We start from the raw sequence: 25,077 nt of genomic DNA on the forward strand, positions 1-25,077 counted from the left end.
GTGTTCAAGCCAGGGTCGTGGCCCGGCGTGCCGGGGCCGCGGGTATCGGCGCCCCGGCGGAGTGCGGAGCGAGGCTGTAGGGCATGGCCGCGGGGAACCGCAGCGTCGCCGAGCCCCACGTGTAGCCGGCGCCGAACGCGGCCAGAAGGGTGCGATCGCCCGGACGGGCGGCGCCGCGGACCGCCGCGTCAGCGATCGCCAGGGGAATGGACGCCGCCGCCGTGTTCCCCAGGTCGCGGAGGTTGCCCTGCTGACGGTCCGGTGGCAGGCCCAGGTGCTCGGCGACGCTGTCCAGGATCCGCTGGTTCGCCTGGTGGCCGATGAACACGTCGACGTCGTCGACCGACCACCCGGCCCCAGCCAGAGCGTCACGTGCGGTTGCCGTCATCCGTCGCACGGCGTTGGTGTAGAGCGCACGCCCGTTCATCCTGACGTACAACTCCTCGGCCGGGCCCTGGCCCATCCGGAACGGTGATCGGGAACCTCCGACCGGCACGTGCAAGACCTTCAGGCCGGTGCCGTCACTCCCGAGCCGGACTGACTCGAGCGCGCCCGGTTCGCCGTGCACCGTGGGAGCCACCACGGCAGCCCCGGCTCCGTCGCCGAACAGGATGGCCGTGTCCCGGTCGTGCGGATCGATCAGCGTCGTCGTGTACGTCTCGGCGGCGATCACGAGAACATGCCGATAGGCTCCGGCGACCACCAGTGCATGGGCGAGTGAGAGCGCATACACGAACCCCGAGCACGCCGCGGACACGTCCACGGCCGCGACGTCCTTGAGACCGAGGCGCTGCGCGATGTGGGGCGCGGTCGACGGGCACCGGTGATCGGGTGTGGTCGTCGCCAGGATCACCATGTCCGGCCGCACGTCGCCTCCGGTCGCGAACCGGGCCGACGCGAGTGCCGCGGCGCCCGCAGCCGCGCCCAGGTCTCCGGTGCTCGTGCACTCGTCCGCCATGCGCCGGGCGCTGATTCCGGTCCTTGTTCTGATCCAGTCGTCACTCGAATCGAGGCCGTTCTCGCGGATCAACCTCTCGTTGGACACGATGTCGGGCGGAAGGCTCAGCCCCAGCCCGACCAGGCCGGCAGTCGTCATCACAGGTTCTCCTTCGTGGCGTCCAGCAACTTCACACCCGGCGCCCAAGTCAGCAACGCGCCACCAAACGTCATGCCGGCCCCGAAGGCGACGAGGATGACGCGGGAACCCGGCTGCAGGAGATCCCGTGCTACCGCCTCCGCGATCGCGTAGGGCGTACATCCCGAACCGATGTTGCCGATCCGGTCGGCCACGACGATGAGCCTGCCCGGATCGACACCGTGCTCGGCGGCGACAGCCTTCAACAGCACGGGATTGGCTTGGTGACAGGCGAAGGCATCGATGTCGCCGAGCTTCAGGTCGTGGTCGTCGAGCAAGCCGTAGAGCAACTGTGGGAACCGGGACCGGAAGAACTGAGTGACGGCACGGCCGTCCATGCGGATCGTGTGCTCACGACGCTCCACTGTGGATGTGCTGGCCGGCAGCCGGCTGCCACCCCCGGGCACGATCACCGCGTCCGCGAGCGCACTTTCGGTGCCCAGGCGGATGTCGTCGAAACCCGTCCCCTCCGGGACCGGCCCGAGCACCGCCGCCGCGGCTCCGTCACCGAAGATGACGGCTGTGGCGCGGTCATCCGGGTCCAGGAACCGGGAGAACACCTCGACGCCGATGACGACCGCGTAACCGCTTCCTGGCTTGTCACGCAACCAGTCCCGCGCGATCTTGACGGCGAACAGCCAGCCGGCACACGCGCCGTTCACGTCGAAGGACACGGCGTCGGCGGCGCCGAGCGCGGCCTGGACCCGGCACGCGGTCGCGGGGCTGGGCTCGTCCGCGGTTGTGGTGGCCACCACGAGCAGGTCCACCTGCGCGGCGTCCAGACCAGCAGCCGACAACGCCGCCTCGGCGGCGGGAGCCGCCAGGTCCGACGCCGCTTCCCCGGGTGCGGCGACGAACCGGCTCAGCACCCCCGTCCGGCGCCCGACCCACTCCGCGTTCACCCCCGGAGTACGTGCGGCGACGTCCTCGTTCGTCCGCATCTCGCTGGGCAGGTACCTGCCCAAGCCGATGATCCCCACGTCAGTGCTCATGACCGCCCGCCTTTTCCGCTACCGGTCCCGAAGCGCGCTCGCCCCGGTCCGTGGTCCAGGAAGCTGCGCATGCCGATGGCCCGGTCGGGTGCCCGGAACGACTCGACGAAGTTCGCCAGTTCGGCGCCGAGACCGTCGTCCTGGCCGAACTCGAGCGCGGCCTTCGCCGCGCGAAGTGCCGTCGCCGAGCTGTGCTCGTAGCGGGCAGCCCAGCGCCTGGCCTCCGCGAGCACCTCGCCGTCGGCCGTCACCACGTCCACGAGCCCGATGTCCCTGGCCTCCTTCGCCTCGAGCGACCGTCCGGAGTAGACGATCTCCTTGGCCCTGGGCAGGCCGACCAGGGCAGGCAGGCGCTGGGTGCCGCCGCCGGTGGGGATGACACCCAACAGGATCTCCGGCAACCCGATCAGGGAGCCCTCGGCGCAGACCCGGAAATCAGCGGCGAGCGCGAGTTCGCAGCCTCCGCCGACCGCGGCGCCCCGGATCGCCGCGATCACCGGAACCGGGATGTGGACCACCGACATCACGGCGTCCTGCATCGCCCTGGCGTGCTGGGGCACGTCCTCATCGGTGAGCTGTTCCAGCTCGCGGATGTCGGCGCCGGCGGAAAAGACCGCCGGACCGCCGTACAACACGACAGCCTTGATCTCCGGTCGTGTGGCCACGTCCTCGGCCGCCGCGCGCAACGAGTTCAGCAGTTCCAGGTTCAGGACGTTGAGCGGCGGCCGGTCCATGCGGATCGTGGCCATCGCGCCTTCCCACTCCACCTCGACGTGCACGGTGCACTCCCTCCTGTCGATTCGCTTCGTCACGACCACAACAGACCGCCGTTGACCTCGAGGACGTGACCGTTGACGTACGACCCTTCGCCGCTCGCCAGGAACACCGCCGCGGCTGCGACCTCCGATGGTTCCCCCGGTCGCCCGGACACCATCGTGCGCTCGTACCTCGACCGCAGCCGCTCGTCGTCGCGCAGGGGCTCGTACATGCCGGTGTTGACGAACCCGGGTGCGATGCAGTTGGCGAGGATGCCCTTCTTCGCGAGCTCGACGGCGGACGCCCGCGTGAACATTTCGAGCGCCGCCTTCGAGGCGGAATAGGCGGCGGCGCCCGGCGCGACGCGCGACGACATACCGGCCGAGATGTTGATGATCCGCCCGCCCCCGGCCGCTTCCATGCAGGGCACCACGTACTTGGTGCAATAGAAGGCACCGGTGAGGTTGGTGTCCAGTACTTCTCGCCAGTCGCGTTCGGCGAGATCGGCGATCTTGCCGCTGCGGCTGACCCCCGCGTTGGAAACCAGGATGTCGACCCGGCCGAACCGCCGCATCACGCGCTCCATGAGCGATCGGACCGAATCCGCCGAGCAGACGTCGACCGTCTCGACGCGCACGCGATCGCCGTGCCTCCCGTCCAGTCCGGCGAGAGGAACCGCCCGCCTGGCCGCGCAGACAACGGTCGCGTCCTCGTCGAGAAAGGCGGTGGCCATCGCGAGACCCAACCCACGGGTGCCGCCGGTCACCACCGCGACCTTGCCGGCGAGCCTGCCCTCCGTGGCCCGATGCCCGGACCCCGGCGCCGCACCGGCCGGCGCGAACGCCGTGCCACTGTCACTGATCACGATCAACCTCCGTGTTTCGCCATCGATGCTGCCGGGGAGCCGGCCACCGCACACTCCCGGTAGGCTCCGAAATGAGTGCGTTCGTTTTCGCTGAGCCGGCGAGGTGTGCCGTACCTCAGATCGAGCGGGACGAGATCGGCCTCACCCTCGACGTAGACCTGGGCGTGATCGCGGACCACATGGGCGAACCGCACAATCGCCGCCTTCATGTCCGTGACCCAGGTTTCGACGACGATCGGCTCAGCGCGGTAGCACAGCGGCCTGAGGTAGGACATGGACTGCCGGGTGACGACACTGCCACTGGCCAGATCCTGCGCCTCGTACCGCGGCAGCAAACGGTGGATCAGCTCGAGCCGGGATTCTTCGAGGTAGCGCAGGTAGGAGATGTCGGCAACGTGTCCACGGGTGTCCAGATCGGACCAGCGCATCGGGCAGAACTGGACGAACCTGGTCATGGTTCCACCGCCGCACCGGCGCCTCGCACCCGTCGCCCCGGCGGCCACTCCCGTCCGGAGCGCAGATCGTCGATCAGGCTGGTCGTGGCGCGACCAGCCGTGGCGTTCCCCCGGCGGCGCGGATAGTCGGGCCACGTGGCCAACCAGGACCGCGGAATTCCTGACCGCCGGAGCACGCCGGGCAGAGCGTGATGGCACTGCACGTCACCCACGTCGCGTGCCCCGGCCGCACCCGCACGGTAGAGATCGCCCGAGCGGGCCATCGTCGCCCGCATGTCCTGCTCGAACTCCGCGCGGGCGCCGGCTTCGGCGAGCAGCGGTGCCGCTGCCAGCCTCCACTGACCGAATTGCCGCGACTGTCCACGCTCGACCAGCACGATCGCCCGCCGCCAGCAAGGGTCGCTGACGGCGACGAGCTGCGACCGGGCCAGGACCACCAGAGCGGCTGACAGGACGAGCCCCCGGGCGATCACCGACGACCAGCTCTGGTCGGAAGTCCGGAACAGACCACTCGGCCACCAGTCCCGAGGCGGGCGGCGGGTCAGCCGCACCCGGTCAGGTGCCACGCCGTCGCGGCAGACAACCGTCATCTCCTCTGCGTGAGCCAGATTGTTCTCGCTGATGGAATCGAGGACGCGAGCCCTTGCCGGGCGCGCGTCGTGCTGCTGCCTCCACGCCACGAACGCCATCAGGCACAAGTCGTCCACCAGAGCGGTCCAGATCTCCACCGACCCGTCGTCGGGCCGTGAATCCGCGGGGAACGAGTGGCCTGATCGCCGTCCGTGGACCGAGTCCACGGAACCGACTTTCACGAAGATCCTCTCCGCGTCGGAGGCCAGGCTGATCCGCCTCGTACTTCCGTGGTAACGGGCGAGATCCGCATGACCCCATGCCACCTACGTCATCCATGTAAGCGGCGATCAACTCCGCACGCCAGCGTTGGCACGCGCCAGGCTGTTGAACGTGTTGAACCTCCGCACGGTTCGCCGCAGTGCTGTTTGGCCCCTGCCCCGCACGACGGGGACAGGGGTATGAAGCCTGTGGGAGGCCGTAGGAATGCCACGTGATCCGAACGAGAAGTTGCGCAGGCTGCTCGCCGTGGCCGATTGGACGCGGGACGGCCTGGCGCGGGCGGTCAACGCCGTGGCCGCCGAATCGGGACGGACGCTCACGTACGACCGGACCTCCGTTTCACACTGGCTCCGGGGGTCTCTGCCGCGGGGAGACACCCCGCTCTACATCGCCGAAGCCTTGTCCCGGAAGCTGGGGCGGATCGTGACCCCGGACGAGGCTGGTTTCCCCGGACATCACGGGAACGGTGACGGACATCGCGGCACCGGGCCCGGCGCGCTCGCGGCGCTTCGCAAGCTCGCTCGGGAAGACCTCTCCTCGCTCTGGTCCGATGTTCCGCGGAAACGGCTCTACCGGCGAGCCGACCTCGACGTGGCCCCCTGGCCGGGAACCGCGCCTTCAGCCTCGCCGTCCCCTCCGGAGCCGCCACCGACATCAGCGGCCGAGGCGCTGGCGGTGATGACCACCGCGTTCGAATCAGCGGACCGGCGGTTCGGCGGCGGCCACGCACGCGGCGCGCTGGTGGCGTATCTGGCAGTGGACGTCGTGGAGGCTGCTCGTCACGCACCACCGGGAACCCCTCGGCGAGCGGTGTGGTCGGCGGCTGCCCGATCCTGTGATCTGGCCGGGTTCATGTCCTTCGACAGCAACCTCCACGGGCTCGCACTGGCCTACTTCCGCATCGCCCTGCGCCTGGCCGTCGAGGCGGCGGATCGCAACACCTATGCCGCGGTTCTGCGCAACATCAGCCTGCAGGCGTGGAACCTGAACGACGCCGCGAGCGCGGCACGCATCGCCGAACTGGCTCTCGTCACCGCACAGCACAGCATGCCGGGACACCAGCTGGCGGAACTCCTCGGGCACGTGGCCGTCATGCGTGCGGCGCTGAACCAGCAGGCCGGAGCCCGGCAGGCGATGGACACCGCCGAGGACCTCGTGACCGCATCCGGGCTCGAGAGCGCCACCCTCAGCTACCAGCGCGGAGTGGTCCTGGAGTACTCCGGCGAACTCGCCAAGGCACAGCACGCCCTCACCGTTTCGCTGAACCAGCGCACTTCGTCAGAGCGTCGATCTCGGGCGCTGACGAGTGCACGGCTCGCCGGCCTGCGGCTGCGGACGGGACAGGTGGAGAAGGCCCGCGAGGCGATCCGCAGCCTTCTGGACGACCACGCCGGGTTGACCTCGGCCCGGGTGGATTCCGCCCTCGAGGAGCTGAACCGGCACCTCACGCGCTTCCGGCGCCACCGGTCGTCGAACCTGCTGCTGCTCGAAGTGCGGGAGCGCCTTCGTCCTCCGACGACTTTCCCACCGGGGGGTGGACGTGACGACGCTGTCCAGGACTGATCTCGCGGCGGTCATCACCCTCATCGACGAACACGCCGACAAACGGCTATCGGTTCCGGAGCTCGCGCGGTACGCCCGCGTGAGCGTGCGGTGGCTGCAGCGCCGTTTCCAGGAGGAGTTCGGCCTTTCGCCGGGCACCTACATCCGGCTCACCCGGCTGCGGCGGATCCACGACGACCTCCTCGCCGCCGATCCGGAGTCCGGATGCACCGTGGAGGCGGTCACGAGCCGTTGGGGCGTGCGGCACAGCGGTCGCTTCGCCGCTTGGTACCGCAGTCACTACGACGAACTGCCCTCGGTCACTCTGAATCGGCGGTGACCCGGCGGCGGCTCGCCCGGCCGGGGCTGTCACCCCGCCGGCGCCACGGGCCCGGTGGTCGGCTCGGGCTGCCTCCTCGAGCGCCCTGTCGGGCAGGTGCAGCACCACGGCCAGCCATGCCCGCCAGTAGGCTCGCGGCACCCGTTTGCCGCGCTCCCACCGCGCGACCTGCTCCCGCGTGATCGCGGAGTTTCCCGACACGCTCAGCAGCTCGTCCGCGAGCCGGTACTGGCTGTACCCCAGACGTGACCGGGCGGTTCTGATCAGCGATCCGACGGCGGTGGAGGCTCCGGAGACCGTCGCTACGTGCGAGTAGGTGGTCACCACCCCACGCTAGGAACGGCAACGACGGAAACCTATTCACTCCGCGACAGGTTCTTGTCCATTTCCCGACATCGAGGCCATCCCGGCTCGGCGTTTCGTTTCGGACGGCAGTTCGCCGTACCTTTCCCGGTACACGCGTGCGAAGCGGCCGAAATTCGACACCCCCGCCCGAGCTGCGATCTGGGTCACCGTACCGGTTCCGGATTGTCCGGCATGACGCAACTCCTCGTGGACACGCCGCAATCGAACATCGCTCACGTAACGCATCGGCGAGACACCGAGTTGTTCGCGAAATGCACGCTGCAGCGAGCGTTCGCTGACTCCGGCGAAAGCGGCCAGTTCCGCGGTCGTCGTCGGCAGCGCGGTGGTCTCGTCGATGAACCCGACCACGTCCCGCACCACGCGGGAGGTCGCCGACGCCTCGGCTCGCGTGAGCTCGTCCGAATAGCTGTGCGGCTGTGTGTAGAGGAGAGCCGTGGTGATCATCTGCTCGACCGTGGCGAGCATTCCGTGGTGCGCCAACAGCGGACTGCCCGCGTTCAAGCCGTCGGTGATGCCCTGCACCAGGTCCCACACCTGGTGGCCACCACCGGCGCGCAGATCGACGAAGGGCTCGAACCTCGGCGCTGAGTCGATCGGCCGGTGGAGAAGGGACTCCAGCCTCTTCGTCACGACACCTGTCGGCAACTTGACCATGAGCTGGCCGCAACCGCGTTCCCACAGCATGTCCAGCGTGTCGTCCGGCGAGATCAGGGCGGCGGTTCCGGGAGCGATGACCCGGCTGCGATCGCCGGTGGTGACCACGCAGCGCCCGCTGTGCGGGATCAGCAGGACGTAGAAGGTTTCCAACGGCCCGGGAATGACGTGGATGTCGTCGCGCCCGTAGCTGACGTAGTGCAGGGAGGCCTCACCGACCGGCGCCACGTGATGGCGTGCTTCGAACCCGGCGGCGCGTCGATCGAGGGGGACGAGACGATGCGACCGCATCATCCGGGCAGTCTTCTCACGCGACTCGTCGACTCTCGTGGTGTAGTAATACTCGAATCGCTTCAGCGGCAACTCATTCATCGGTCCCTCGCGAGCGTGGACAGCCTGATACTCGGATCCGCGCTGACCCTCCGGGTGACGACGGTACCGAGACGACCCGCCGCGCCGCGACCCGCCGAGCCAAGCCACCCGAGTCGGACTGAGCAGTTCACCTGTTCGGCCGAGAGCCGGGAACCGCTGGCCCCTACCCGGTCCCACGGATCTTTTGCATCCTGGTACCGCGGCGAAGCCACAAATACCGCCGGTACCGAGAAACTGGGGGAACGATGACCACGCGTCTGATCACGCTCGTCAACCCGAATCTGGTGCACCCGCCGATCACACCGTATGCGCTCGACATCTTGACGACCGCACTCGAGGACGCCGGATTCGACGTCGAAGTCCTGGACCTCACGTTCGAGCGGGACCGCTGGCCCGGCGCGGTCGCCGACTACTTCCGGCGGAGGCAACCGATGCTGGTGGGAGTGACGATCCGCAACACCGACACGATCTACCCCCAGGAACAACGCGTTTTCCTGAGCTCCCACAAGGCGATCATCGACTACCTCCGCACCCGGACGACGGCACCGGTGGTCGCCGGCGGCGTTGGCTTCTCATCCATGCCGCACGCCCTGGTCGTCTACTTCGGAATCGACTACGGAGTCAAGGGGCCGGGCGAACTCACCCTGGTACAACTCGCCGAGGCACTGGCGGGCGGCGAGGCACCGGAAACGGTGCCCGGCTTGATCATCAACGACACCACCGGTGTCCGCCAGGTCCCCTACGGCGACCCTTCGGCCGCCGCGGGGCGGGTGTCGCTGGTACAGCGTGCCAAGCCCTATCGCCGGCATTCCGGGCGAGCCGACCGCGTCGACAACCTCGCCTACTTCCGGCGCGGCGGATTGGGAAACATCCTCACCAAGAACGGATGCACGTTCGCCTGTAGTCATTGTCTGGAGCCGGACGCCAAAGGCAACCGGTTCGCCCGCCGGGCCGAAGCCGCCGTGGTGGACGAGATGGAGAGCCTGCTCACCCAAGGGATCCAGGACCTGCACACGACGGACAGCGAGTTCAACCTCAACATCGCCCACAGCAAAGCGGTCCTGCGTGAGATCGTGCGCCGCAAGTCCCGTGACGACTCGTCACCATTGCACGATCTGCGCCTGTGGATCTACGTGCAACCGGCGCCGTTCGACGCCGAATACGCGGCGCTGCTCGCCCAAGCGGGGTGCGCGGGCATCAACGTCGCGCCGGACCATTCACGGCCCGAGCTGCTCGAGGGCTGGAAGGTGAGTTCCGGCGGAACGCGCTTCTACGACTTCGAGGACGTCCGCAAGCTCTGCCGCTGGGCGGCCGAGTACGGGATGGCGACGATGGTCGAAGCCCTGCTCGGCATGCCCGGCGAGACTCCGGACACGATGCGGGCGTGCGTGGCGGACTTCCAGTCCCTCGACGCCACCGTCGTCGGCTACACACTCGGAATCCGGGTGTTCCCCTACTCGCCGCTGGGACGCAGCCTGGCCGCGAAAAGCGCGGGTTCACGACCGGTACCGGGCCTGCAGTCCAACAACGCCACCGAGCCGATCGTGCTGACCCCACTCGAGGGCTGCCCTGACATCGCCAGTTATGAACGGCAGTTCATGTTCGATGGCGCGGGCGGATTCCGGCCGGTCTACTACTTCTCTCCCGCCCTCCTCGGGGAAGGTGAACGCGGACCGGGGCAGCGGTATGACCACGCTTTGGAACGGCTGTGGAGCTACGTACCCCGCAGCGACCGGCTCCGGGTGATGCTGCCGACCGCGCCAGGGCTGAGCCCGGAGGACAACAATTACGCCGACAATCCGTTCCTCCTCCGGCTGACGGAGCTGGGCTACACCGGGGCGTACTGGTCGCACTGGCCGAAGCGGTACCGGATCATGCAGGGGGCGCTCGCGTGAACGGAAACCCGCGAGCTGACCAGGTGACGGCGGTGCTACGGCTCTGAGCGCCGTCAACCCGACCATCGTGACGTGAGGTCCGTGCTGCGCGGGGAGGACGGCTGACGCGTCGCACCGCGGAACGAACTTGTTCGTTACGAACATGTTCTGTCATGATGGAGGCATGCCACCACGCAGTCGCCGGGAGCGGCCGGCCAAGCCGGCCCTCAGCCGGGCCGGGATCGTCGCCACCGCGGTCCGGCTGATGAACACCGAGGGGCTCGAGCGGGTGACCATGCGGCGCCTGGCGCAGGAGCTGGACACCGGCCCGGCCTCGCTCTACGTCTACGTCCGCAACACCGCCGAGCTGCACGCGGCGGTGCTCGACGAGATGCTCGGCACCGTGGACCTGCGCCCGGTGCGGGCGCCCGGCGACTGGCGCGACCGCCTGGTCGACGTGCTCAGCTCCTACTCCGACGTGCTGTTCGAGCACCCGGGCCTGGCGCAGTCGGCGCTCGTGGCGCGGCCGTCCGGCCGGAACTACCTGAACCTCCTGGAAGCCCTGCTCACCCTGCTGCACGAGGGCGGCGTGCCGGACGAACAGGCGGCGTGGGGCGTCGACCTGCTGCTGCAGACCGCCACGGCGACCGCGGCCGAGCACTCCACCCGGCGCGGCCTGCCCGGCACCGCCGACGAGGAGAACACCCTCGCCGAAGCCCTGCGCACCGCCTCCGCACGGACCCATCCGCGGCTCGCCGCGCTCGGCGCCGAACTGCTCACCGGCAGCGGAGGAGAGCGGCGCCGGTGGGCCTTCCACGCGCTGATCAACGGCACGCTCCGGACACCCAGAAGGGGAACCTGATCATGACGGGACACCACTCCATCGCGGTGATCGGCGCGGGCCTCGGCGGCCTGGCGCTGGCCGCCGTCCTGCACCGGCACGGCATCGCGGCGACGGTCTTCGACCTCGACGCCGGCCCCACCGCACGAGACCAGGGCGGAATGCTCGACATGCACGAGGACACCGGACAGGTCGCGCTGCGCGCCGCCGGGGTGTTCGACGAGTTCACCGCCGCGGTGCACGCGGGCGGGCAGGCGATCCGGGTGGTCGGCCCGGACGGCACGCTGCTCCTGGCCGACAACCGCGACGACGGCGGACGGCCCGAGGTCGGCAGGCAGGACCTGCGGCGGATGCTGCTCGACTCCGTGCCCGCGGTCCGGTGGGGTGCGAAGGTGACCGGCGCCCGCCCCCTCGGTGACGGGCGGCACGAGGTGGTCCTCGCCGACGGGACCACGTTCACCACCGACCTGCTCGTCGGCGCGGACGGCGCCTGGTCGAAGGTGCGGCCGCTGGTCTCGGACGCGACGCCCGCGTACGCGGGAGTGTCCTTTGTGGAGACCGACGTGCCGGCCGCGCGTCACCCCGCGACCGCCCGGCTCGCCGGTGGCGGGATGATGTTCGCCCTGGACGACGGAAAGGGCTTTCTGACGCACCTCGAGCCGGCTGGGGTCCTGCACGCCTACGTCGCCCTCACCGAACCGCCGGAGGTCGACCACTCCGACGCGGCAGCGGTGAAAACCGCGCTGCTGGGCCAGTTCGAGGGGTGGGACCCCCGGTTGCGCACGCTCGTCTCGGGCGCGGAAGGCGACCTGGTGCCGCGGCCGATCCACGCCCTGCCGGTGGGTCACCGCTGGCCGCGCACACCCGGGGTGACACTGCTCGGCGACGCCGCGCACCTGATGTCGCCGTTCGCGGGCGAGGGCGCGAACCTGGCCCTGCTCGACGGCGCCGAGCTGGCTGATGCGCTGGTGGCGCACCGGGACGTGGAGGAGGCGCTGGCGACGTACGAGGAGCGCATGTTCACCCGCGCCGCGGAAGCCGCGCAGGAGTCCGCGGACACCATGGCGATGCTCTTCGGCCGGGACCCGCTGCCGCGGCTGGTCGCGATGTTCACCGCCGCGTGAGCCGGCCGCCCGACGTAGCGGGGCGGGTCAGCCGTCCCCGAGCGCCTCGTCCCGCGTCGTCCACAGGTGGACCACTTCCTCGGCGCCGGTGATCTCCAGCGGCCGCCGCGTGAAGCCCGATCCGGCCACCACGTGCACCCGGCCGGGCGCCGCGACCCCGGCCGCCAGCACGACCGCGATCCCCGCCGACGCCAGGAACCCGACCTGGCTGAGGTCGATCACCAGCCGTCCGGAGCACTGACGCGCCGCGGGCAGCGCGACGGCCTCGAACGCGGGAGCCGTGAGGTGGTCGAGATCCCCGGTGACCCGTACGAGGGTCGCACCGCCGGGCAGGTGCTCGACATCCACGTCCACGTGGGCGACCGGGTCGCTCGGTTCGAAGGTGGACACCGGTCCGATCTAACCCCGCCCGGATCACGGCCGGAAGACCACCGCCGGAGGCGGCTCGGTCTTGCTTCCCGGGTCGCGCTGTGGCCTAATATGGCATCAGGTGCCAAAATGGCGTCCACGACGGGCGCAGCGCAGCGTGACCCAGGAGGGACGAAGATGTCCAACGGTTGGTTCGAGACGGTGGCCGAGGCTCAGCGGCGCGCGAAGAAGCGGCTGCCGAAATCGGTCTACGGCGCCCTGGTCGCGGGTTCCGAACGCGGCATCACGGTCGACGACAACACGGCGGCCTTCGCCGAACTGGGTTTCGCCCCGCACGTCGCCGGCCTGTCCGACAAGCGCGAGCTGTCCACCACCGTGATGGGGCAGCCGATCTCGCTGCCGGTCATCATCTCCCCCACCGGTGTCCAGGCGGTGCACCCCGAAGGCGAAGTGGCCGTCGCCCGCGCCGCGGCCGCGCGCGGCACCGCGATGAGCCTGAGCTCGTTCGCCAGCAAGTCGATCGAGGAGGTCGCGGCGGTCAACCCGCAGACCTTCTTCCAGATGTACTGGGTGGGCAGCCGCGACGTGCTGGTGCAGCGCATGGAGCGCGCCCGCGCGGCCGGGGCGGTCGGGCTGATCATGACGCTGGACTGGTCGTTCTCCAACGGCCGCGACTGGGGCAGCCCGGTCATCCCGGAGAAGCTGGACCTCAAGGCGATGGCGCGGTTCGCGCCGGAGGGCATCACCCGCCCGAAGTGGCTGTGGGAGTTCGCCAAGACCCGGAAACTGCCCGACCTGACCACCCCCAACCTGACCCCGCCCGGCGGCACGGCGCCGACGTTCTTCGGCGCCTACGGCGAGTGGATGGGCACGCCACTGCCGACCTGGGAGGACGTGGCGTGGCTGCGGGAACGGTGGGGCGGGCCGTTCATGCTCAAGGGCGTGATGCGGGTGGACGACGCCAAGCGCGCCGTCGACGCGGGGGTCACCGCGATCTCGGTGTCCAACCACGGCGGCAACAACCTCGACGGGACACCGGCCCCGATCCGCGCGCTGCCGTCGATCGTGGACGCCGTCGGCGGTGAGGTCGAGGTGCTGCTCGACGGCGGCGTCCGGCGCGGCAGCGACGTGGTCAAGGCGCTCGCCCTGGGCGCGAAGGCCGTGCTGATCGGGCGCGCCTACCTGTGGGGTCTGGCCGCCAACGGGCAGGCCGGCGTCGAGAACGTGCTGGACATCCTGCGCGGCGGCATCGACTCGGCCGTGCTGGGCCTGGGCCGGGCCTCGATCCACGAACTCACCCGCGACGACGTGGTCGTCCCGCCGGGCTTCGAGCGCGCCCTCGGCCTGCCGAAGAGCTGAGCCACCCCGGCGGCGGGCTGCGCGTGGACGAGCCCGCCGCCGGGGTTTCCAGTGGGATGCCGGACATTCCCCTCGGCGCGGGGCGTTCCGGGCGGTACTTTCCTCGAGCAACCGTCCGTACACGAACCCCGGAGCCGCATGTCCCCGTCGCCCGGCCGCCTGACCGCGGTGCTCGCCTTCGCCGGTGTCGTCGTCGCCGTGATGCAGACCCTCATGGTGCCCCTGCTGGCCGACCTGCCGTCGCTGCTGCACTCGTCCAGCTCGGACACGGCGTGGGTCATCACGATCACCCTGCTCACCGGTGCGGTCGCCACGCCGGTGCTCGGCAGGCTCGGTGACATGCACGGCAAGCGGCGGATGATGCTCGTCGCGCTCACGCTGCAGGTCGCGGGCTGCCTGGTGTGCGGCCTGACCACCGCGCTGCTGCCGATGATGATCGGCCGGGGCCTGCAGGGCTTCGCGATCGGCGCGATCCCGCTGGGCATCAGCATCATGCGCGACGAACTGCCACCGGAACGCCTCGGCGGCGCCGTCGGCCTGATGAGCTCGTCGCTGGGGATCGGCGGCGCGCTCGCGCTGCCGGTCGCGGCACTGGTCGCCGAGCACTTCGACTGGCACATCCTGTTCCTCGGCGCGGGCGCGCTGGGACTCGTCGGGCTCGTGCTGCTCCTGGTCGTCGTGCCGGAGTCGGCGGTCCGCTCACCCGGCCGGTTCGACGTGCCCGGCGCGATCGGCCTGTCCGCGGCGCTGGTGTGCCTGCTGCTGGCGATCTCGAAGGGCGGCGACTGGGGCTGGGGCAGCGCGCGCACCCTGGGCTTCGCGGGCGCGGCCGTCGCGCTGTTCGTGGCGTGGGGCTTCCTGGAGCTGCGCACCGCGGAACCACTCGTGGACCTGCGCACCACCGCGCGGCGCCCGGTCCTGCTCACCAACCTGGCGTCGATCACGGTCGGCTTCGCGCTGTACGCGACCCAGCTGGTGCCGCCGCAGCTGCTGCAGCTGCCGGCGGAGACCGGGTACGGGCTCGGGTTGCCGATGGTGATCGCGGGGCTGTGCGTCGCACCGTCGGGCGTGATGATGATGGCGATGTCCCCGGTCGCCGCCCGGCTGATCGCCTCGCGGGGCCCGAAGGTGTCGCTGCTGTGCGGGATCACGGTGCTCGGCGTCGCCTACACCGCCGGCCTGGGGCTGACGGGTGCGGGCTGGCAGCTGGCGATCTTCTCCGGTCTGGCCGGTGCGGGCGTCGGCCTCGCCTACGCCGCGATGCCCAGCCTGATCATGGGTGCGGTGCCCGCGACCGAGACCGCGGCGGCCAACGGCCTGAACACCCTGATGCGCTCGATCGGCACGTCGTCGTCCAGCGCCGTGGTCGGCATGGTGCTCGCCGGGATGACCGTCGACTTCGGCGGCACCCCGGTGCCGAGCCTCGGCGGGTTCCGCGTGACGTTCCTGATCGGCTGCGCCGCCTGCGTGGCCGGGCTGGTGGTCGCGTTCGGCATCCCGGGCCGCGTGCGCGCGGCCGACACCGTGCTGGCCGGCGTCGTGCGCTCGGCGGGCGGTGTCGTCGGCGCTGCCGCGGTCACGCTGATCGGCAAGACCGGGCAGCAGGCCGGCACCACCGCCACCGACGTCAACGGCCGGTACTCGCTGAACGTCCCCGACGGCGAGTTCGTCCTGGTCTGCTCGGCCCCCGGCTACCAGCCGGAGGCGGCGCCGGTGAGCGGACCGGGGGAACAGGACTTCGCCCTGTCCCCGGCCGGCCGCGTCACCGGCACCGTCGGAGTGCCCGGCGCGCTGCTGATCGCGACCGACGAGCGCGGCGAGGTCGCGGGCACCGTCAGCTCCCGCGCGGACGGGTCGTTCGAGCTGGCGGGGCTGCTGCCCGGCCGCTACGCGCTCGCCGTGGCCAAGCGCGGCTACCGCACCACGGCCGTCCCGGTGCGGGTCGGCGACGGGACGGTGCGCTGCGACCTGACGCTGTCGCCCTGCCCCACGCCCGACGACGTCGAGCTCACGCGCTGACCGGGAACCCGTGCCGCCGCGCGGTCAGCACGACGGCCAGGACCGGCACGAGCAACGCCAGGACGCTCCACGGGAACACCCCCGGGCCGAACGCGTCGAGCAGGATGCCGCCCACCACGCCGCCGCCGGCCATGGCCGCGTTCCACAACGTCACCAGCGCGGCTTGTGCGGTGTCGGCCGCCGCACCGCCCGCGTTGCCGGCGGCGGTCTGCAGCAGCGTCGGGACCCCGCCCCAGCCCAGGCCCCACAGCCCCGCGGCGACGTAGACGAGTTCCGCGCTGCCGGACACCACCGCCAGGATCGCCGCGGCGACGGCCACCAGCACGGTCGCGGCGACGGTGAGCCGCCGCAGCGCCCGGTCGATGCGGGCGCCGACGACCGCGATGCTCAGCACCGACGCGATCCCGAAGACGAGCAGGACCGCGTCGACGCGGGTGCCCAGGCCGGCGCGCTCCAGGAAGGTGGCCAGGTAGGTGTAGAGGACGGTGTGCGCGAGGACGAAGACGAGCGTGACGGCCAGGACCGGCGCCACGCCGGGGACCGCGACCGCGCGCCGGACGGGGATCCGCGTGCCGTCGCGCCGGCCCGGGTGGTCGGGCACGGTCGCGAGGATCCAGGCGATCAGCGCGGCGGCGATCACGGACATCACCCCGAACGTCACGCGCCAGCCGGCCACCGCGCCGAGGAGGGTCCCCGCCGGCACGCCCAGCGACAGCGCGAGCGGGATGCCGGCCATGACGACGGCGATCGCCTTGCCCTGCAGGTGTTCCGGCGCCAGCCGCCGCGCGTACCCGGCCAGCAGGGCCCACACGACGCCGGCGGCCACCCCGGCGGCGAACCGCCCGGCCATGGTCAGCGCGTAGACGCCCGAAACGGCGGTGACGGTGTTGGCGACGGCGAACCCGGCGACGCCCGCGAGCAGCAGGCGCTTGCGGCGCCAGCCGGCCGTCGCCGCCGACAGCGGGATCGCCGCGAGGGCCGTGCCGACCGCGTAGATCGTGACGGCCTGTCCCATCGCGGACTCGCCGACCCGCAGATCGGCGCTCATCGCGGGCAGCACACCCGCGGGGAGGGCTTCGGTGAGGACGGTGATGAACGCCGCGGTCGCCAACGCCAGCAGGGACCGCAGCGGGAGTCTTTCCCTGATCCGGACTTCGATCATGGCGTTATGCTGAAACCTTCACACAGATGTGAGGGTCAACCGGCCGTGAGGAGGAGCACACATGCGCATCGGAGAGCTGTCCGACCGCACCGAGACACCGCGCCGGCTGCTGCGGTACTACGAGGAGCAGGGGCTCATCGTGTCCCGCCGCCTGCCTAACGGCTACCGCGACTACGACGAGTACAACGTCGGCCGGGTACTGCAGATCCGCGGCCTGCTCGACGCCGGCCTGCCCACGCGCATCATCAAACAGATCCTGCCGTGCCTGGACAAGCCGCGGTCGATCTACTTCCCCGACGCCACACCGGAGATGCTGGCGACCCTGGAACGCGAGCGCGACCGGATGACCCGCCGCATCGACTGCCTCACCCGCAACCGGGACGCCATCACCGAGTACCTGGACATCGTGCGGCAGGGACGTCAGCCCGAGATGGTCTGAGCGTCCGGGCCGGACGGACCCGCCGAGGGCCGCGGCCCACGCGGTGACCGGTTCGCGTGCCCGAGGGCCCGCCGGTTTCCCGGCCGTACACTCGAAGCGTGCGGACGCGACCGACCCTGAGCTGGACGCCGCCGGGCGAGCCGCTGCCCCGGACGACCAGCCTGCACGAGGTCGTCCGCCTCGTCGGCGCGGGCGGTGTCGTTGTGCTCAGCGGTGCCGGACTGTCCACCGAATCGGGGATCCCCGACTACCGCGGCGCGACCGGCAGCCTGCGGCGGCACACGCCGATGACGTACCAGGAGTTCGTGGGCGCCGAGCACGCGCGGCGCCGGTACTGGGCGCGCAGCCACCTGGGCTGGCGCACGATCGCGCGGGCGCACCCGAACGACGGGCACCGCGCGGTGACGGCCCTGCGGAACGCCGGTCTGGTGGACGGCGTGATCACGCAGAACGTCGACGGGCTGCACCGCGCCGCGGGCACGCCGGACGCGATCGAGCTGCACGGCAGCCTGGACCGCGTGGTGTGCCTGTCCTGCCGGGAAACCAGCCCGCGCGAGGAGCTGGACCGCCGCCTGCACGCGGCGAACCCGGGCTTCACCGCGACCGCCACGCGCGTCAACCCGGACGGCGACGCCGACCTGGCGGACGCCGACGTGCGGGGCTTCCGGGTCGTGCCGTGCCGGTCGTGCGCGGGCGTGCTGAAGCCGGACGTGGTGTTCTTCGGCGAGAACGTCGAACCGTCCCGTGTGGACCGGTGCTACCGGCTGGTGGACGCGGCGCGGGCGATGCTGGTGCTCGGCTCGTCCCTGACGGTCATGTCGGGCCTGCGGTTCGTGCGCCGCGCCGCCGAGGCCGGCAAGCCCGTCGCGATCGTCAACCAGGGCCCCACCCGGGGCGACAAGTACGCCGAGCACCGCGTGGACCTGCCGCTGGGCCGGGCGCTGACGGACCTCGCCGCACGACTGGCCGCCTGATCAGGGCGAGACCGCCACCCCGAGCGAGTCCGCGGCGAGGACGCGCGGCGCACCCTTCTCGTAGAACTGCTCGATCTCGGTGATGCGGAACCCGGCGCCGGTGAGCAGCTCGGGGATCGACCGCGTCAGGTGGCAACCGCCGAACAGGCGCTGCTCCAGCGGGTCCAGCCGGTGCTGCCAGCGCCGCACCCCCTCGTCCGGCGCGAGGCCGTGGTCGACGAAGTGCAGCGTCCCGCCCGGCTTGAGCACGCGGCGGATCTCCGCCAGCGCCGTGGCCACGTCCGGGATCGTGCACAGCGTCCACGTCGACAACGCCGTGTCGCAGCTGCCGGTGTCCAGCGGCAGGGACTGCCCGTCGAGACCGGCGCGCGTGATCGGTACCGGCGAGGCGGCCACCCGGTCGCCCGCGATCTTCCACGCGGTGTCCGACGGCTCGATCGCCACGACCTCGGTGACGGCCGCGGGGTAGAACGGGACGTTGAGCCCCGACCCGAACCCGACCTCCACGACCCGCCCGTGCAGTCCCGCGCACGCCCGCTGCCGGTACTGGTCGGCGGTCTTCATCCCGCAGAACACGTCGATGATCCGTGGCAGGACCTGCTCGTTGTAGAGTCCCATGCCCGTCATGCTGGGCGCGCCGCGCGCGGCGGGGCAAGGGCCGAACGGCCCTCGGCGGCTAACCTGCACGTATGCGTCGAGACGGCAATCCGGACTTCATCGAGGCCCTGGCCCGCGGCCTGGACGTCCTGTGCGCGTTCCGGCCGGGGCGGCCGGTCATGACGCTGTCCGAGGTGGCCACCGCGGCCGGGCTGGCGCGCCCCACCGCGCGGCGCATCCTCATCACCCTGGACCAGCTCGGGTACGTGCGCAACGGTGAGCGCGGTTTCTCCCTCACCCCGCGCGTGCTGGACCTGGGCATGGCCTACATCGGCTCGGTGAACCTGTGGGACCTGGCCCGCCCGCACCTGGAGGACCTGGTCGCGCGGACGAACGAGTCGTGCTCGATCGCGCAGCTGGACGGGTCGGACATCGTCTACGTCGCGCGCGTGGCCGTGCCGAAGCTGGTCACGCTGGCCGTCACGATCGGGACCCGGTTCCCGGCCGTGCAGACCTCGCTCGGCAAGGTCCTGCTCGCCGCGCTCACCCCCGGGGAACTGGACCGCGCGCTGGCGGAGCCGAGCCGCTCGGGTGTCGAGCCGCGCTGGCAGCCGGCCCGCGACGAGGTCGACGCCCAGCTGCGGGAGGTGCGCACGAAGGGCTGGGCGGCCACCGACCAGCAGCTCGCGCTCGGCATCCGGTCGGTGGCCGCCCCGATCCGCGACGGTGACGGCCGCGTCGTGGCGGCGGTGAACGTGAACGCCCACGCCGCCGAAACGAGCATGGAGACCCTGACCGGCCACCACCTGCCGCTGCTGCTGGAGGCGGCCGCCGCGATCGGCTCCGACTGGGACGCCTGGCACGCGCGCCCCATCGAGACGGTCTCCTGACCGCTACAGGTAAGGCCGCGTGATCAGCTCGATCGCGTGCCCGGCGGGGTCCTTGAAGTACACGCCCCGCCCGCCGTGCTCGGTGTTGGTCTCGCCCGGCCGCCGCATCTGCGGATCGGCCCAGTGCTCGATCCCCCGCTCGACGATGCGGCCGTAGGCGCGGTCGAACAGCTCGTCGTCGACGAGGAACGCGTAGTGCTGCATCTGGATGTCCACCGGCGGTTCGGCGAACTGCAGCAGCACGCCCTCGTCGAGCTGGACGTTGGTGAACGGCCCCCAGGATGGCGCCTCCGGCACTTCGAGCAGCTCGCGGAAGAAGCGGGCCGACTCGTGGCGGTCCTTGGCGGCGATGATGGTGTGGTTGAAGGTGACAGTCATGAAATCCTCGTGATCGGGAAGTGGACCGGGCGGCGGATGCGCGCGCATCCGGCGGTCCCCGCGCCGCGATCAGCCCGCCACCGGGTCGCCTTCCCGTGTGTGGCGCGCGGCCGTCCCGATGATCACTGCGTCAGCCTACGTCGAGATGTCCGGGTAGGGCAACGAGAAATGCGCCAGCCGCCGCGCGTACTCCTTCTGGAACTCCAGCGGCCCGTGGTCCCGCTCGAACATCCCGATGAACAGCGTCAGCGTCAGGAACGGGTGTGCGCCCAGCTCGAACAGCTTCACGTAGTCGTGGGAAGCCAGCGCGTCCCGCTCCACGTCGTCGAAGGCCAGCCACGTCGACGACTCCCCGGCGCAGCAGTTCAGGATCCGGTTCGCCTGCGTTTCCTCCCACCACGCGACCGTTCCCGCGGGGTCCTCGCGGTAGCGCTCGACGAGCGAGGGGTCGCGGTCGACGGTGTAGAGGAACTTGTCCAGCAGGTACCTGCTCACCACGCGCCTCCCGGGTACCAGGTGAAGTAGGCCTCCATGGTGTGGAACAGGTCGTAGGTGTCGACGTAGTCCGCCCGCTGCCCCTCCCCCGCGACCCCCATCATGAGCATGAAGTCCATGAACCCGTGCGTCGCGTTGCCGGGCAGGTGCAGGCTCTCCAGCGTGACCTCGCCGAGGCACTTCTCGATGTCGCCGCCCGCGATCCAGTCCACGGCCTTGCGGTCGAACTCGGGATCCGGGCCGTGCGGGCCGAACTGGCGCGGCCCGCCCAGCTCGAGCGACAGGTGCCCGGTGCCGATCACCGCGACCCGCTGGGACGACGGCCACGCCTCGACCAGCTGCCGGATCGTCCGTCCCAGCTGGACGAACCGCTTCGGCTGGGGCAGCGGCGGGGCGAAGATGTTGGTGTAGACCGGCACGATCGGCAGGTCGTTCTGCGGCCGCAGCGTGATGATCGGGCACGTGATGGAGTGGTCGATCCGCAGCTCGTTGGAGAACGCCAGGTCGAACCCGGCGTCGAGCCCCTCCCGCAGCACGTACGCGGACAGGTCCTCCTGCCCCTTCAGCAGCATCCGTGGCAACCCGAACTCGCGTTCCTCGTTGTAGAAGTTCGCGTCGTAGAAGGGTGCCTTGCCGACGAGGAACTGCGGCATGTTGTCCAGCCACAGCTGGTGGAAGTGGTCCGAGCCGACCATCACGAGCACGTCCGGGCGCGCCCGGGACAGGGTCTCGCGGAAGGCTTCGACCTTGCGGACCCACTCGTCGGCGAAGCCGGGGCGGTCCGCGCCGGTCGCGGTGCTGGCGCGGTAGTAGAACGGGTGGTGCGTGGACGCGATCACCGCGACCAGTTCAGCCATGGCGGTCTCCTGCCGGTGGGACGGGCCGGTTGTTGAGGTCGACGGACAGGAAGATGTCGTTCGCGACGGGGGTGCGCAGTTCCTCGGCGAGTTGCCCGATGAGACCCGCGGTGCGGGCGAGCAGGGCGAACCCGCGCAGCAGTTCCAGCGGCAACCCGAGGTCGGCCAGGGCCGCGCCGCAGACACCGGCGCCGTTGAGCGGCAAGGTCTTCCCGAGGACCCGGGGATGCACGCGGCCGATGGCTTCGAACAGCGCGAGATGCGGCCCGAACCGGCCCTCGGCGCGGGCGATCTCGAACAGCCGCGGTGTACGGGGGTCGCCGTTCTTGTGCACGTGGTGGCCCAGGCCGGGGATGAACCGGCCCGCCGCGCGCTCGGCCGTCACCGTCGCCAGGGCGACCGCGTCCCAGTCCACCGGATCCACAGTGGACACCGTGCGCACGACGCCGTGCAGGAACCGCCCGCAGTCCTCGGTCACGCCGAGGAACCGCGACCCGCCGCCGAGCAGACCGGCGGCGAGCGCACCCTGGACCGAGTCCGGCGCCGACAGGTAGGTCAACCGGGTCACGATCGCGGTGGGCGTGAACCCGTGATCGGCCAGCGCCGCGAGCACGGCCTCGAACACCCGCGTCTCCCCCGGCGACGGGCGTCGCTGGGTGGCCAGCCAGAACGCCAGCTCGCCGAAGCCGACCTCGCCCATCACGTCGCGGGCCAGGTCCCGGCCGAGCAACGTGATCCGCTCCAGCGACGACGCGCCGAGCGCGGTGGGGTACTCAGGCACCGGTCTCCTCCAGCCACTTCCGGATCTGCGCGCCGTGCTCGTCCAGTTCCGGCGGCGGCAACCGGTAGGACGCCGGCGTCTCGGAGAGCCGGATCGGGTGCCGGGTGGTGGGCACGTCGCCGACCACGACGACCGGGTCCAGCTCGAAGCGCTCGGCCATCGCGAACCCGCCGTCGACCGTGTTGATCGGCCCGGACGGCACCCCGGCCGCCACCAGCAGGTCGAACCACTCGACCGCGCCGCGCGTGCGCAGCCGCTCGACCAGCAGCGGCCGCAGCTCCTCCCGGTTCGCGGTGCGGTCGGCGTTGCGGGCGAACCGCGGATCGTCCGCGACCTCAGGGATGCCCAGGACCTGGCACAGCTTCCGGAACTGCCCGTCGTTCGCCGCCGTGATGATCAGGTCGTTGTCCGCGGTCGGCAACGGTTCGTAGGGGAACACGCTCGGGTGCGCGTTGCCCATCCGGTAGGGCACCGTCCCGCCGGCCACGTACGCCGAGCTGTGGTTGACCAGCCCGGTCAGCGCCGACGACAGCAGGTTCACCTCGACCAGCTGCCCCCGCCCGGTCGCCTCCCGGTGCCGCAGGGCCGCGAGGATCCCGATCACCGCGTGGTTGCCCGCCATCACGTCGAACACCGAGATACCCGCCCGGAACGGCGGGCCGTCGGGGTCACCGGTCAGCGACATCAGCCCGGAGATCGCCTGCACCATCAGGTCGTAGCCCGGCACATCGCGGCCCGCGCCGGAGCCGAACCCGGTGATCGAGGCGTAGACGATGCCCGCGTTGTCCGCGGCCACGCTGTCGAAGTCCAGGCCGTACTTGCCCAGACCGCCGGGTTTGAAGTTCTCGATCAGCACGTCCGCCCGCCGGGCCAGCTCCCGCGCGACCCCGGCGTCCGCGGAGTCGCGCAGGTCCAGCGCGATCGACCGCTTGCCGCGGTTGATGCCCAGGTAGTAGGTCGACACGCCGTCCCGCACCGGCGGCATCCACGACCGCGTGTCGTCCCCCGCCGGGCCCTCCACCTTGACGACGTCCGCGCCGAGGTCGGCGAGCAGCATCGTCGCGTAGGGGCCGGCCAGGATCCGGGAGAAGTCCGCGACCAGCACACCGGCGAGCGGGCCGCTGTTCGGACCGCTGTCCGTCATGCGTCTGCGCGCCGCACGGCGACGCCGTCGCCACGGTAGTCGCTGTAGGTGTAGGGGTTCGGGATGAGCTCGGTCTGCGGGATCTCCGGCTCGCGGGCCTGCTGCCAGGCCTCCTCGCCCATCGTCGTCCGGGCGTGGACGACGGTCGCCTCGACGGCGCGGCGCGCGCGGTCCAGTCCCGGGACGGTCAGTTCGTGATCGTGCTTGACCACGGTGCCGTTGACCAGGACGGTGTGCACGTCACCGCGCCCGGCCTGGAAGACGACGTGCCCGTAGGGGTGCAGGAGCGGGAACATCACCGGCGAGCGGTCGTTCTTGATGAGCACGACGTCGGCCTTCTTGCCCGGGGTGAGGGAGCCGATCTCGTCGTCCAGCCCGAGCGCGCGGGCGCCGCCGATCGTGGCCCACTCGACGACGTCGCGGGCCCGCAGTTTGTTGTGCACCACGGTCTCGCCGGCGGCGTGGGCTTCCAGGTGCTCGCGTGACCGGTCCGCGGACAAGGTCGCCCGCATGGTGGAAAACAGGTCGCCGCTCCACCACACGCTCGTGTCCATCGACAGCGACACCGGGATGCCGTGCTTGCGCAGCTGCCAGGTGGGCGGGTAACCCTGCCCGGCGCTCTGCTCGCTCTCGGTGGACACCGAGGCGGTGCCGCCGGAGGCCGCGATGCGCTGGTAGGAGTCCTCGCTCAGCGTCGCGGCGTGCACGTAGGTGACGCGCGGCGTGCAGAACCCGTGGTCCCACATCAGCCGGATGCCGTTGTCGTTGGTCGCGCCCCACACCCCGGCGTGCGTGGTGACCCGCAGGTCCAGCTCGCGCGCGGCCTCGAAGGCGCCCTTCTCGGGGAACTGCTCGTCGCCGGTGACGTCGAAGGCCAGCTGCAGGCCGAGCATCTCGTCGGGCGAGCTGAAGTGCCGGTCCACGAACGCGCGGAACTCCGGCGAGTTGGCCCACTCCCACGGCGCCCCGAGCAGGTTGCCGTAGGCCAGCACGAACCGGCCGGGCACCGCGCGCAGCGCCTCGACCGCCGCGTCGCCGTGCTCCGGGGTCTGCAGGCCGTGCGACCAGTCGACGGTCGTGGTGACCCCGGCGTCGAGGGCCTCCAGGGCGGCGAGGAGGTTACCCGCGTGGATGTCTTCCGGACGGAAGATCTTGCCCCAGTTGAGGTAGTAGAAGACGAAGTACTGCGACAGCGTCCAGTCGGCACCGAGACCGCGCAGGGCGGTCTGCCACATGTGCCGGTGGGTGTCGACCATGCCCGGCATCAGGATGCCGCCGGAGGAATCGATCACCGTCGCCTCCGGTGGCGGGTCGAGGTCGCGGCCGACCTGGTCGATCCGCTCCCCGCGCACGAGGACGTCACCGCCTTCGAGGACGCCGATCGCCGGGTCCATCGACAGCACGGTGGCGTTGCGGAACAGGACGGGCCGCGTGGGCTCGGTCAT

The 25,077-nt window shown here is 71.0% G+C and carries 26 protein-coding genes; 10 read left to right on the top strand and 16 right to left on the bottom strand.

What is annotated here, in order from left to right; genetic code table 11:
• Positions 1-4 precede the first annotated feature (4 nt).
• From FB470_RS00275 to FB470_RS00300, 6 genes are read right to left on the bottom strand one after another with little or no spacing between them, the layout of a single operon-like run.
• A complete protein-coding gene (locus tag FB470_RS00275) occupies positions 5-1,096 on the bottom strand; it encodes a beta-ketoacyl-ACP synthase III (protein WP_306987732.1) in 1,092 nt (363 codons plus the stop codon).
• Positions 1,096-2,127 carry a 3-oxoacyl-ACP synthase III family protein gene (locus FB470_RS00280; RefSeq protein WP_306987733.1) on the bottom strand — a complete coding sequence of 344 codons (1,032 nt, stop codon included), beginning with the start codon at positions 2,125-2,127 and terminating at the stop codon, positions 1,096-1,098. The genes FB470_RS00275 and FB470_RS00280 overlap by 1 nt, the downstream gene beginning before the upstream one ends.
• Positions 2,124-2,906: an enoyl-CoA hydratase/isomerase family protein gene (locus FB470_RS00285; protein ID WP_306987734.1), complete on the bottom strand. Its 783-nt coding sequence runs from the start codon at positions 2,904-2,906 to the stop codon at positions 2,124-2,126. Before FB470_RS00285 ends, FB470_RS00280 begins: the two co-directional genes overlap by 4 nt.
• Before the next feature lie 29 nt (positions 2,907-2,935).
• The gene (locus tag FB470_RS00290; protein WP_442320119.1) at positions 2,936-3,802 is read right to left on the bottom strand and encodes an SDR family NAD(P)-dependent oxidoreductase; all 867 of its coding nucleotides are present in this window, start codon (positions 3,800-3,802) and stop codon (positions 2,936-2,938) included.
• Positions 3,751-4,203 (bottom strand): acyl-CoA thioesterase, encoded by a 453-nt coding sequence (locus tag FB470_RS00295; RefSeq protein ID WP_306987737.1) that lies wholly within the window; start codon positions 4,201-4,203, stop codon positions 3,751-3,753. Before FB470_RS00295 ends, FB470_RS00290 begins: the two co-directional genes overlap by 52 nt.
• Positions 4,200-4,931: a hypothetical protein gene (locus FB470_RS00300; protein WP_306987739.1), complete on the bottom strand. Its 732-nt coding sequence runs from the start codon at positions 4,929-4,931 to the stop codon at positions 4,200-4,202. Before FB470_RS00300 ends, FB470_RS00295 begins: the two co-directional genes overlap by 4 nt.
• A gap of 547 nt (positions 4,932-5,478) precedes the next feature.
• Between FB470_RS00300 and FB470_RS00305 the strand changes: the two genes are divergently transcribed.
• Together FB470_RS00305 and FB470_RS00310 are read left to right on the top strand one after the other, a co-directional pair.
• A complete protein-coding gene (locus FB470_RS00305) occupies positions 5,479-6,618 on the top strand; it encodes a hypothetical protein (protein ID WP_306987740.1) in 1,140 nt (379 codons plus the stop codon).
• Positions 6,596-6,937, top strand: a complete 342-nt coding sequence (locus FB470_RS00310; protein ID WP_306987741.1) for a helix-turn-helix transcriptional regulator — start codon at positions 6,596-6,598, stop codon at positions 6,935-6,937. The genes FB470_RS00305 and FB470_RS00310 overlap by 23 nt, the downstream gene beginning before the upstream one ends.
• 360 nt (positions 6,938-7,297) lie before the next feature.
• Here the strand turns inward: FB470_RS00310 and FB470_RS00315 are convergent, their stop codons facing one another.
• Complete coding sequence (locus FB470_RS00315) at positions 7,298-8,329, bottom strand: AraC family transcriptional regulator (protein WP_306987743.1); 1,032 nt, start codon at positions 8,327-8,329, stop codon at positions 7,298-7,300.
• Between the two features lie 245 nt (positions 8,330-8,574).
• On the opposite strand from FB470_RS00315, the gene tsrT reads away from it, so the two are divergent.
• From tsrT to FB470_RS00330, 3 genes are all read left to right on the top strand, one after another.
• Entirely contained in the window at positions 8,575-10,224 is a 1,650-nt protein-coding gene (gene tsrT / locus FB470_RS00320) for a tryptophan 2-C-methyltransferase (protein ID WP_306987744.1), read from the top strand.
• A gap of 163 nt (positions 10,225-10,387) precedes the next feature.
• Positions 10,388-11,065 (top strand): TetR/AcrR family transcriptional regulator, encoded by a 678-nt coding sequence (locus FB470_RS00325; protein ID WP_306987745.1) that lies wholly within the window; start codon positions 10,388-10,390, stop codon positions 11,063-11,065.
• Positions 11,066-11,067: 2 nt separating this feature from the next.
• Positions 11,068-12,168, top strand: a complete 1,101-nt coding sequence (locus tag FB470_RS00330) for an FAD-dependent oxidoreductase (RefSeq protein WP_306987746.1) — start codon at positions 11,068-11,070, stop codon at positions 12,166-12,168.
• A gap of 27 nt (positions 12,169-12,195) precedes the next feature.
• Here FB470_RS00330 and FB470_RS00335 read toward each other — a convergent pair whose 3' ends face one another.
• Complete coding sequence (locus FB470_RS00335) at positions 12,196-12,558, bottom strand: STAS domain-containing protein (RefSeq protein WP_306987748.1); 363 nt, start codon at positions 12,556-12,558, stop codon at positions 12,196-12,198.
• 156 nt (positions 12,559-12,714) lie between these two features.
• Here FB470_RS00335 and mftD point away from each other — a divergent pair, with 156 nt between their 5' ends.
• Positions 12,715-13,896, top strand: coding sequence for a pre-mycofactocin synthase MftD (gene mftD / locus FB470_RS00340; RefSeq protein ID WP_306987750.1), 1,182 nt, complete (start codon positions 12,715-12,717; stop codon positions 13,894-13,896).
• Positions 13,897-14,034: 138 nt separating this feature from the next.
• On the top strand, positions 14,035-15,915 hold the full coding sequence (locus tag FB470_RS00345) for an MFS transporter (RefSeq protein ID WP_306987752.1): 1,881 nt from the start codon (positions 14,035-14,037) through the stop codon (positions 15,913-15,915).
• Here FB470_RS00345 and FB470_RS00350 read toward each other — a convergent pair.
• Positions 15,905-17,077 (bottom strand): MFS transporter, encoded by a 1,173-nt coding sequence (locus FB470_RS00350; RefSeq protein ID WP_306987754.1) that lies wholly within the window; start codon positions 17,075-17,077, stop codon positions 15,905-15,907. The two genes, FB470_RS00345 and FB470_RS00350, sit on opposite strands and share 11 nt — an antisense overlap.
• Positions 17,078-17,138: 61 nt before the next feature.
• Between FB470_RS00350 and FB470_RS00355 the strand changes: the two genes are divergently transcribed.
• Entirely contained in the window at positions 17,139-17,516 is a 378-nt protein-coding gene (locus FB470_RS00355; RefSeq protein ID WP_306987755.1) for a MerR family transcriptional regulator, read from the top strand.
• 98 nt (positions 17,517-17,614) lie between these two features.
• Positions 17,615-18,490: an NAD-dependent protein deacetylase gene (locus tag FB470_RS00360; RefSeq protein WP_306987756.1), complete on the top strand. Its 876-nt coding sequence runs from the start codon at positions 17,615-17,617 to the stop codon at positions 18,488-18,490.
• On the opposite strand, the gene FB470_RS00365 is transcribed toward FB470_RS00360, so the two are convergent.
• A complete protein-coding gene (locus FB470_RS00365; RefSeq protein ID WP_306987757.1) occupies positions 18,491-19,108 on the bottom strand; it encodes a class I SAM-dependent methyltransferase in 618 nt (205 codons plus the stop codon).
• 71 nt (positions 19,109-19,179) lie between these two features.
• On the opposite strand from FB470_RS00365, the gene FB470_RS00370 reads away from it, so the two are divergent.
• A complete protein-coding gene (locus FB470_RS00370) occupies positions 19,180-19,977 on the top strand; it encodes an IclR family transcriptional regulator domain-containing protein (RefSeq protein ID WP_306987759.1) in 798 nt (265 codons plus the stop codon).
• Positions 19,978-19,980: 3 nt separating this feature from the next.
• On the opposite strand, the gene FB470_RS00375 is transcribed toward FB470_RS00370, so the two are convergent.
• The 6 genes from FB470_RS00375 to FB470_RS00400 all read right to left on the bottom strand — a co-directional run bounded on the left by FB470_RS00375 (position 19,981) and on the right by FB470_RS00400 (position 25,077).
• Positions 19,981-20,355, bottom strand: a complete 375-nt coding sequence (locus tag FB470_RS00375; protein ID WP_306987760.1) for a VOC family protein — start codon at positions 20,353-20,355, stop codon at positions 19,981-19,983.
• A 135-nt stretch (positions 20,356-20,490) separates the two neighbouring features.
• A complete protein-coding gene (locus FB470_RS00380; protein WP_306987761.1) occupies positions 20,491-20,850 on the bottom strand; it encodes a hypothetical protein in 360 nt (119 codons plus the stop codon).
• Complete coding sequence (locus FB470_RS00385) at positions 20,847-21,707, bottom strand: DODA-type extradiol aromatic ring-opening family dioxygenase (RefSeq protein ID WP_306987763.1); 861 nt, start codon at positions 21,705-21,707, stop codon at positions 20,847-20,849. The genes FB470_RS00380 and FB470_RS00385 overlap by 4 nt, the downstream gene beginning before the upstream one ends.
• Positions 21,700-22,488, bottom strand: coding sequence for a citryl-CoA lyase (locus FB470_RS00390; RefSeq protein ID WP_306987765.1), 789 nt, complete (start codon positions 22,486-22,488; stop codon positions 21,700-21,702). The genes FB470_RS00385 and FB470_RS00390 overlap by 8 nt, the downstream gene beginning before the upstream one ends.
• Positions 22,481-23,632, bottom strand: a complete 1,152-nt coding sequence (locus FB470_RS00395) for a CaiB/BaiF CoA transferase family protein (RefSeq protein ID WP_306987766.1) — start codon at positions 23,630-23,632, stop codon at positions 22,481-22,483. The genes FB470_RS00390 and FB470_RS00395 overlap by 8 nt, the downstream gene beginning before the upstream one ends.
• The gene (locus FB470_RS00400) at positions 23,629-25,077 is read right to left on the bottom strand and encodes an amidohydrolase family protein (protein WP_306987767.1); all 1,449 of its coding nucleotides are present in this window, start codon (positions 25,075-25,077) and stop codon (positions 23,629-23,631) included. The genes FB470_RS00395 and FB470_RS00400 overlap by 4 nt, the downstream gene beginning before the upstream one ends.

The organism is Amycolatopsis thermophila, from assembly GCF_030814215.1.
In the GTDB taxonomy this organism is placed as follows: Bacteria; Actinomycetota; Actinomycetes; order Mycobacteriales; family Pseudonocardiaceae; genus Amycolatopsis_E; species Amycolatopsis_E thermophila.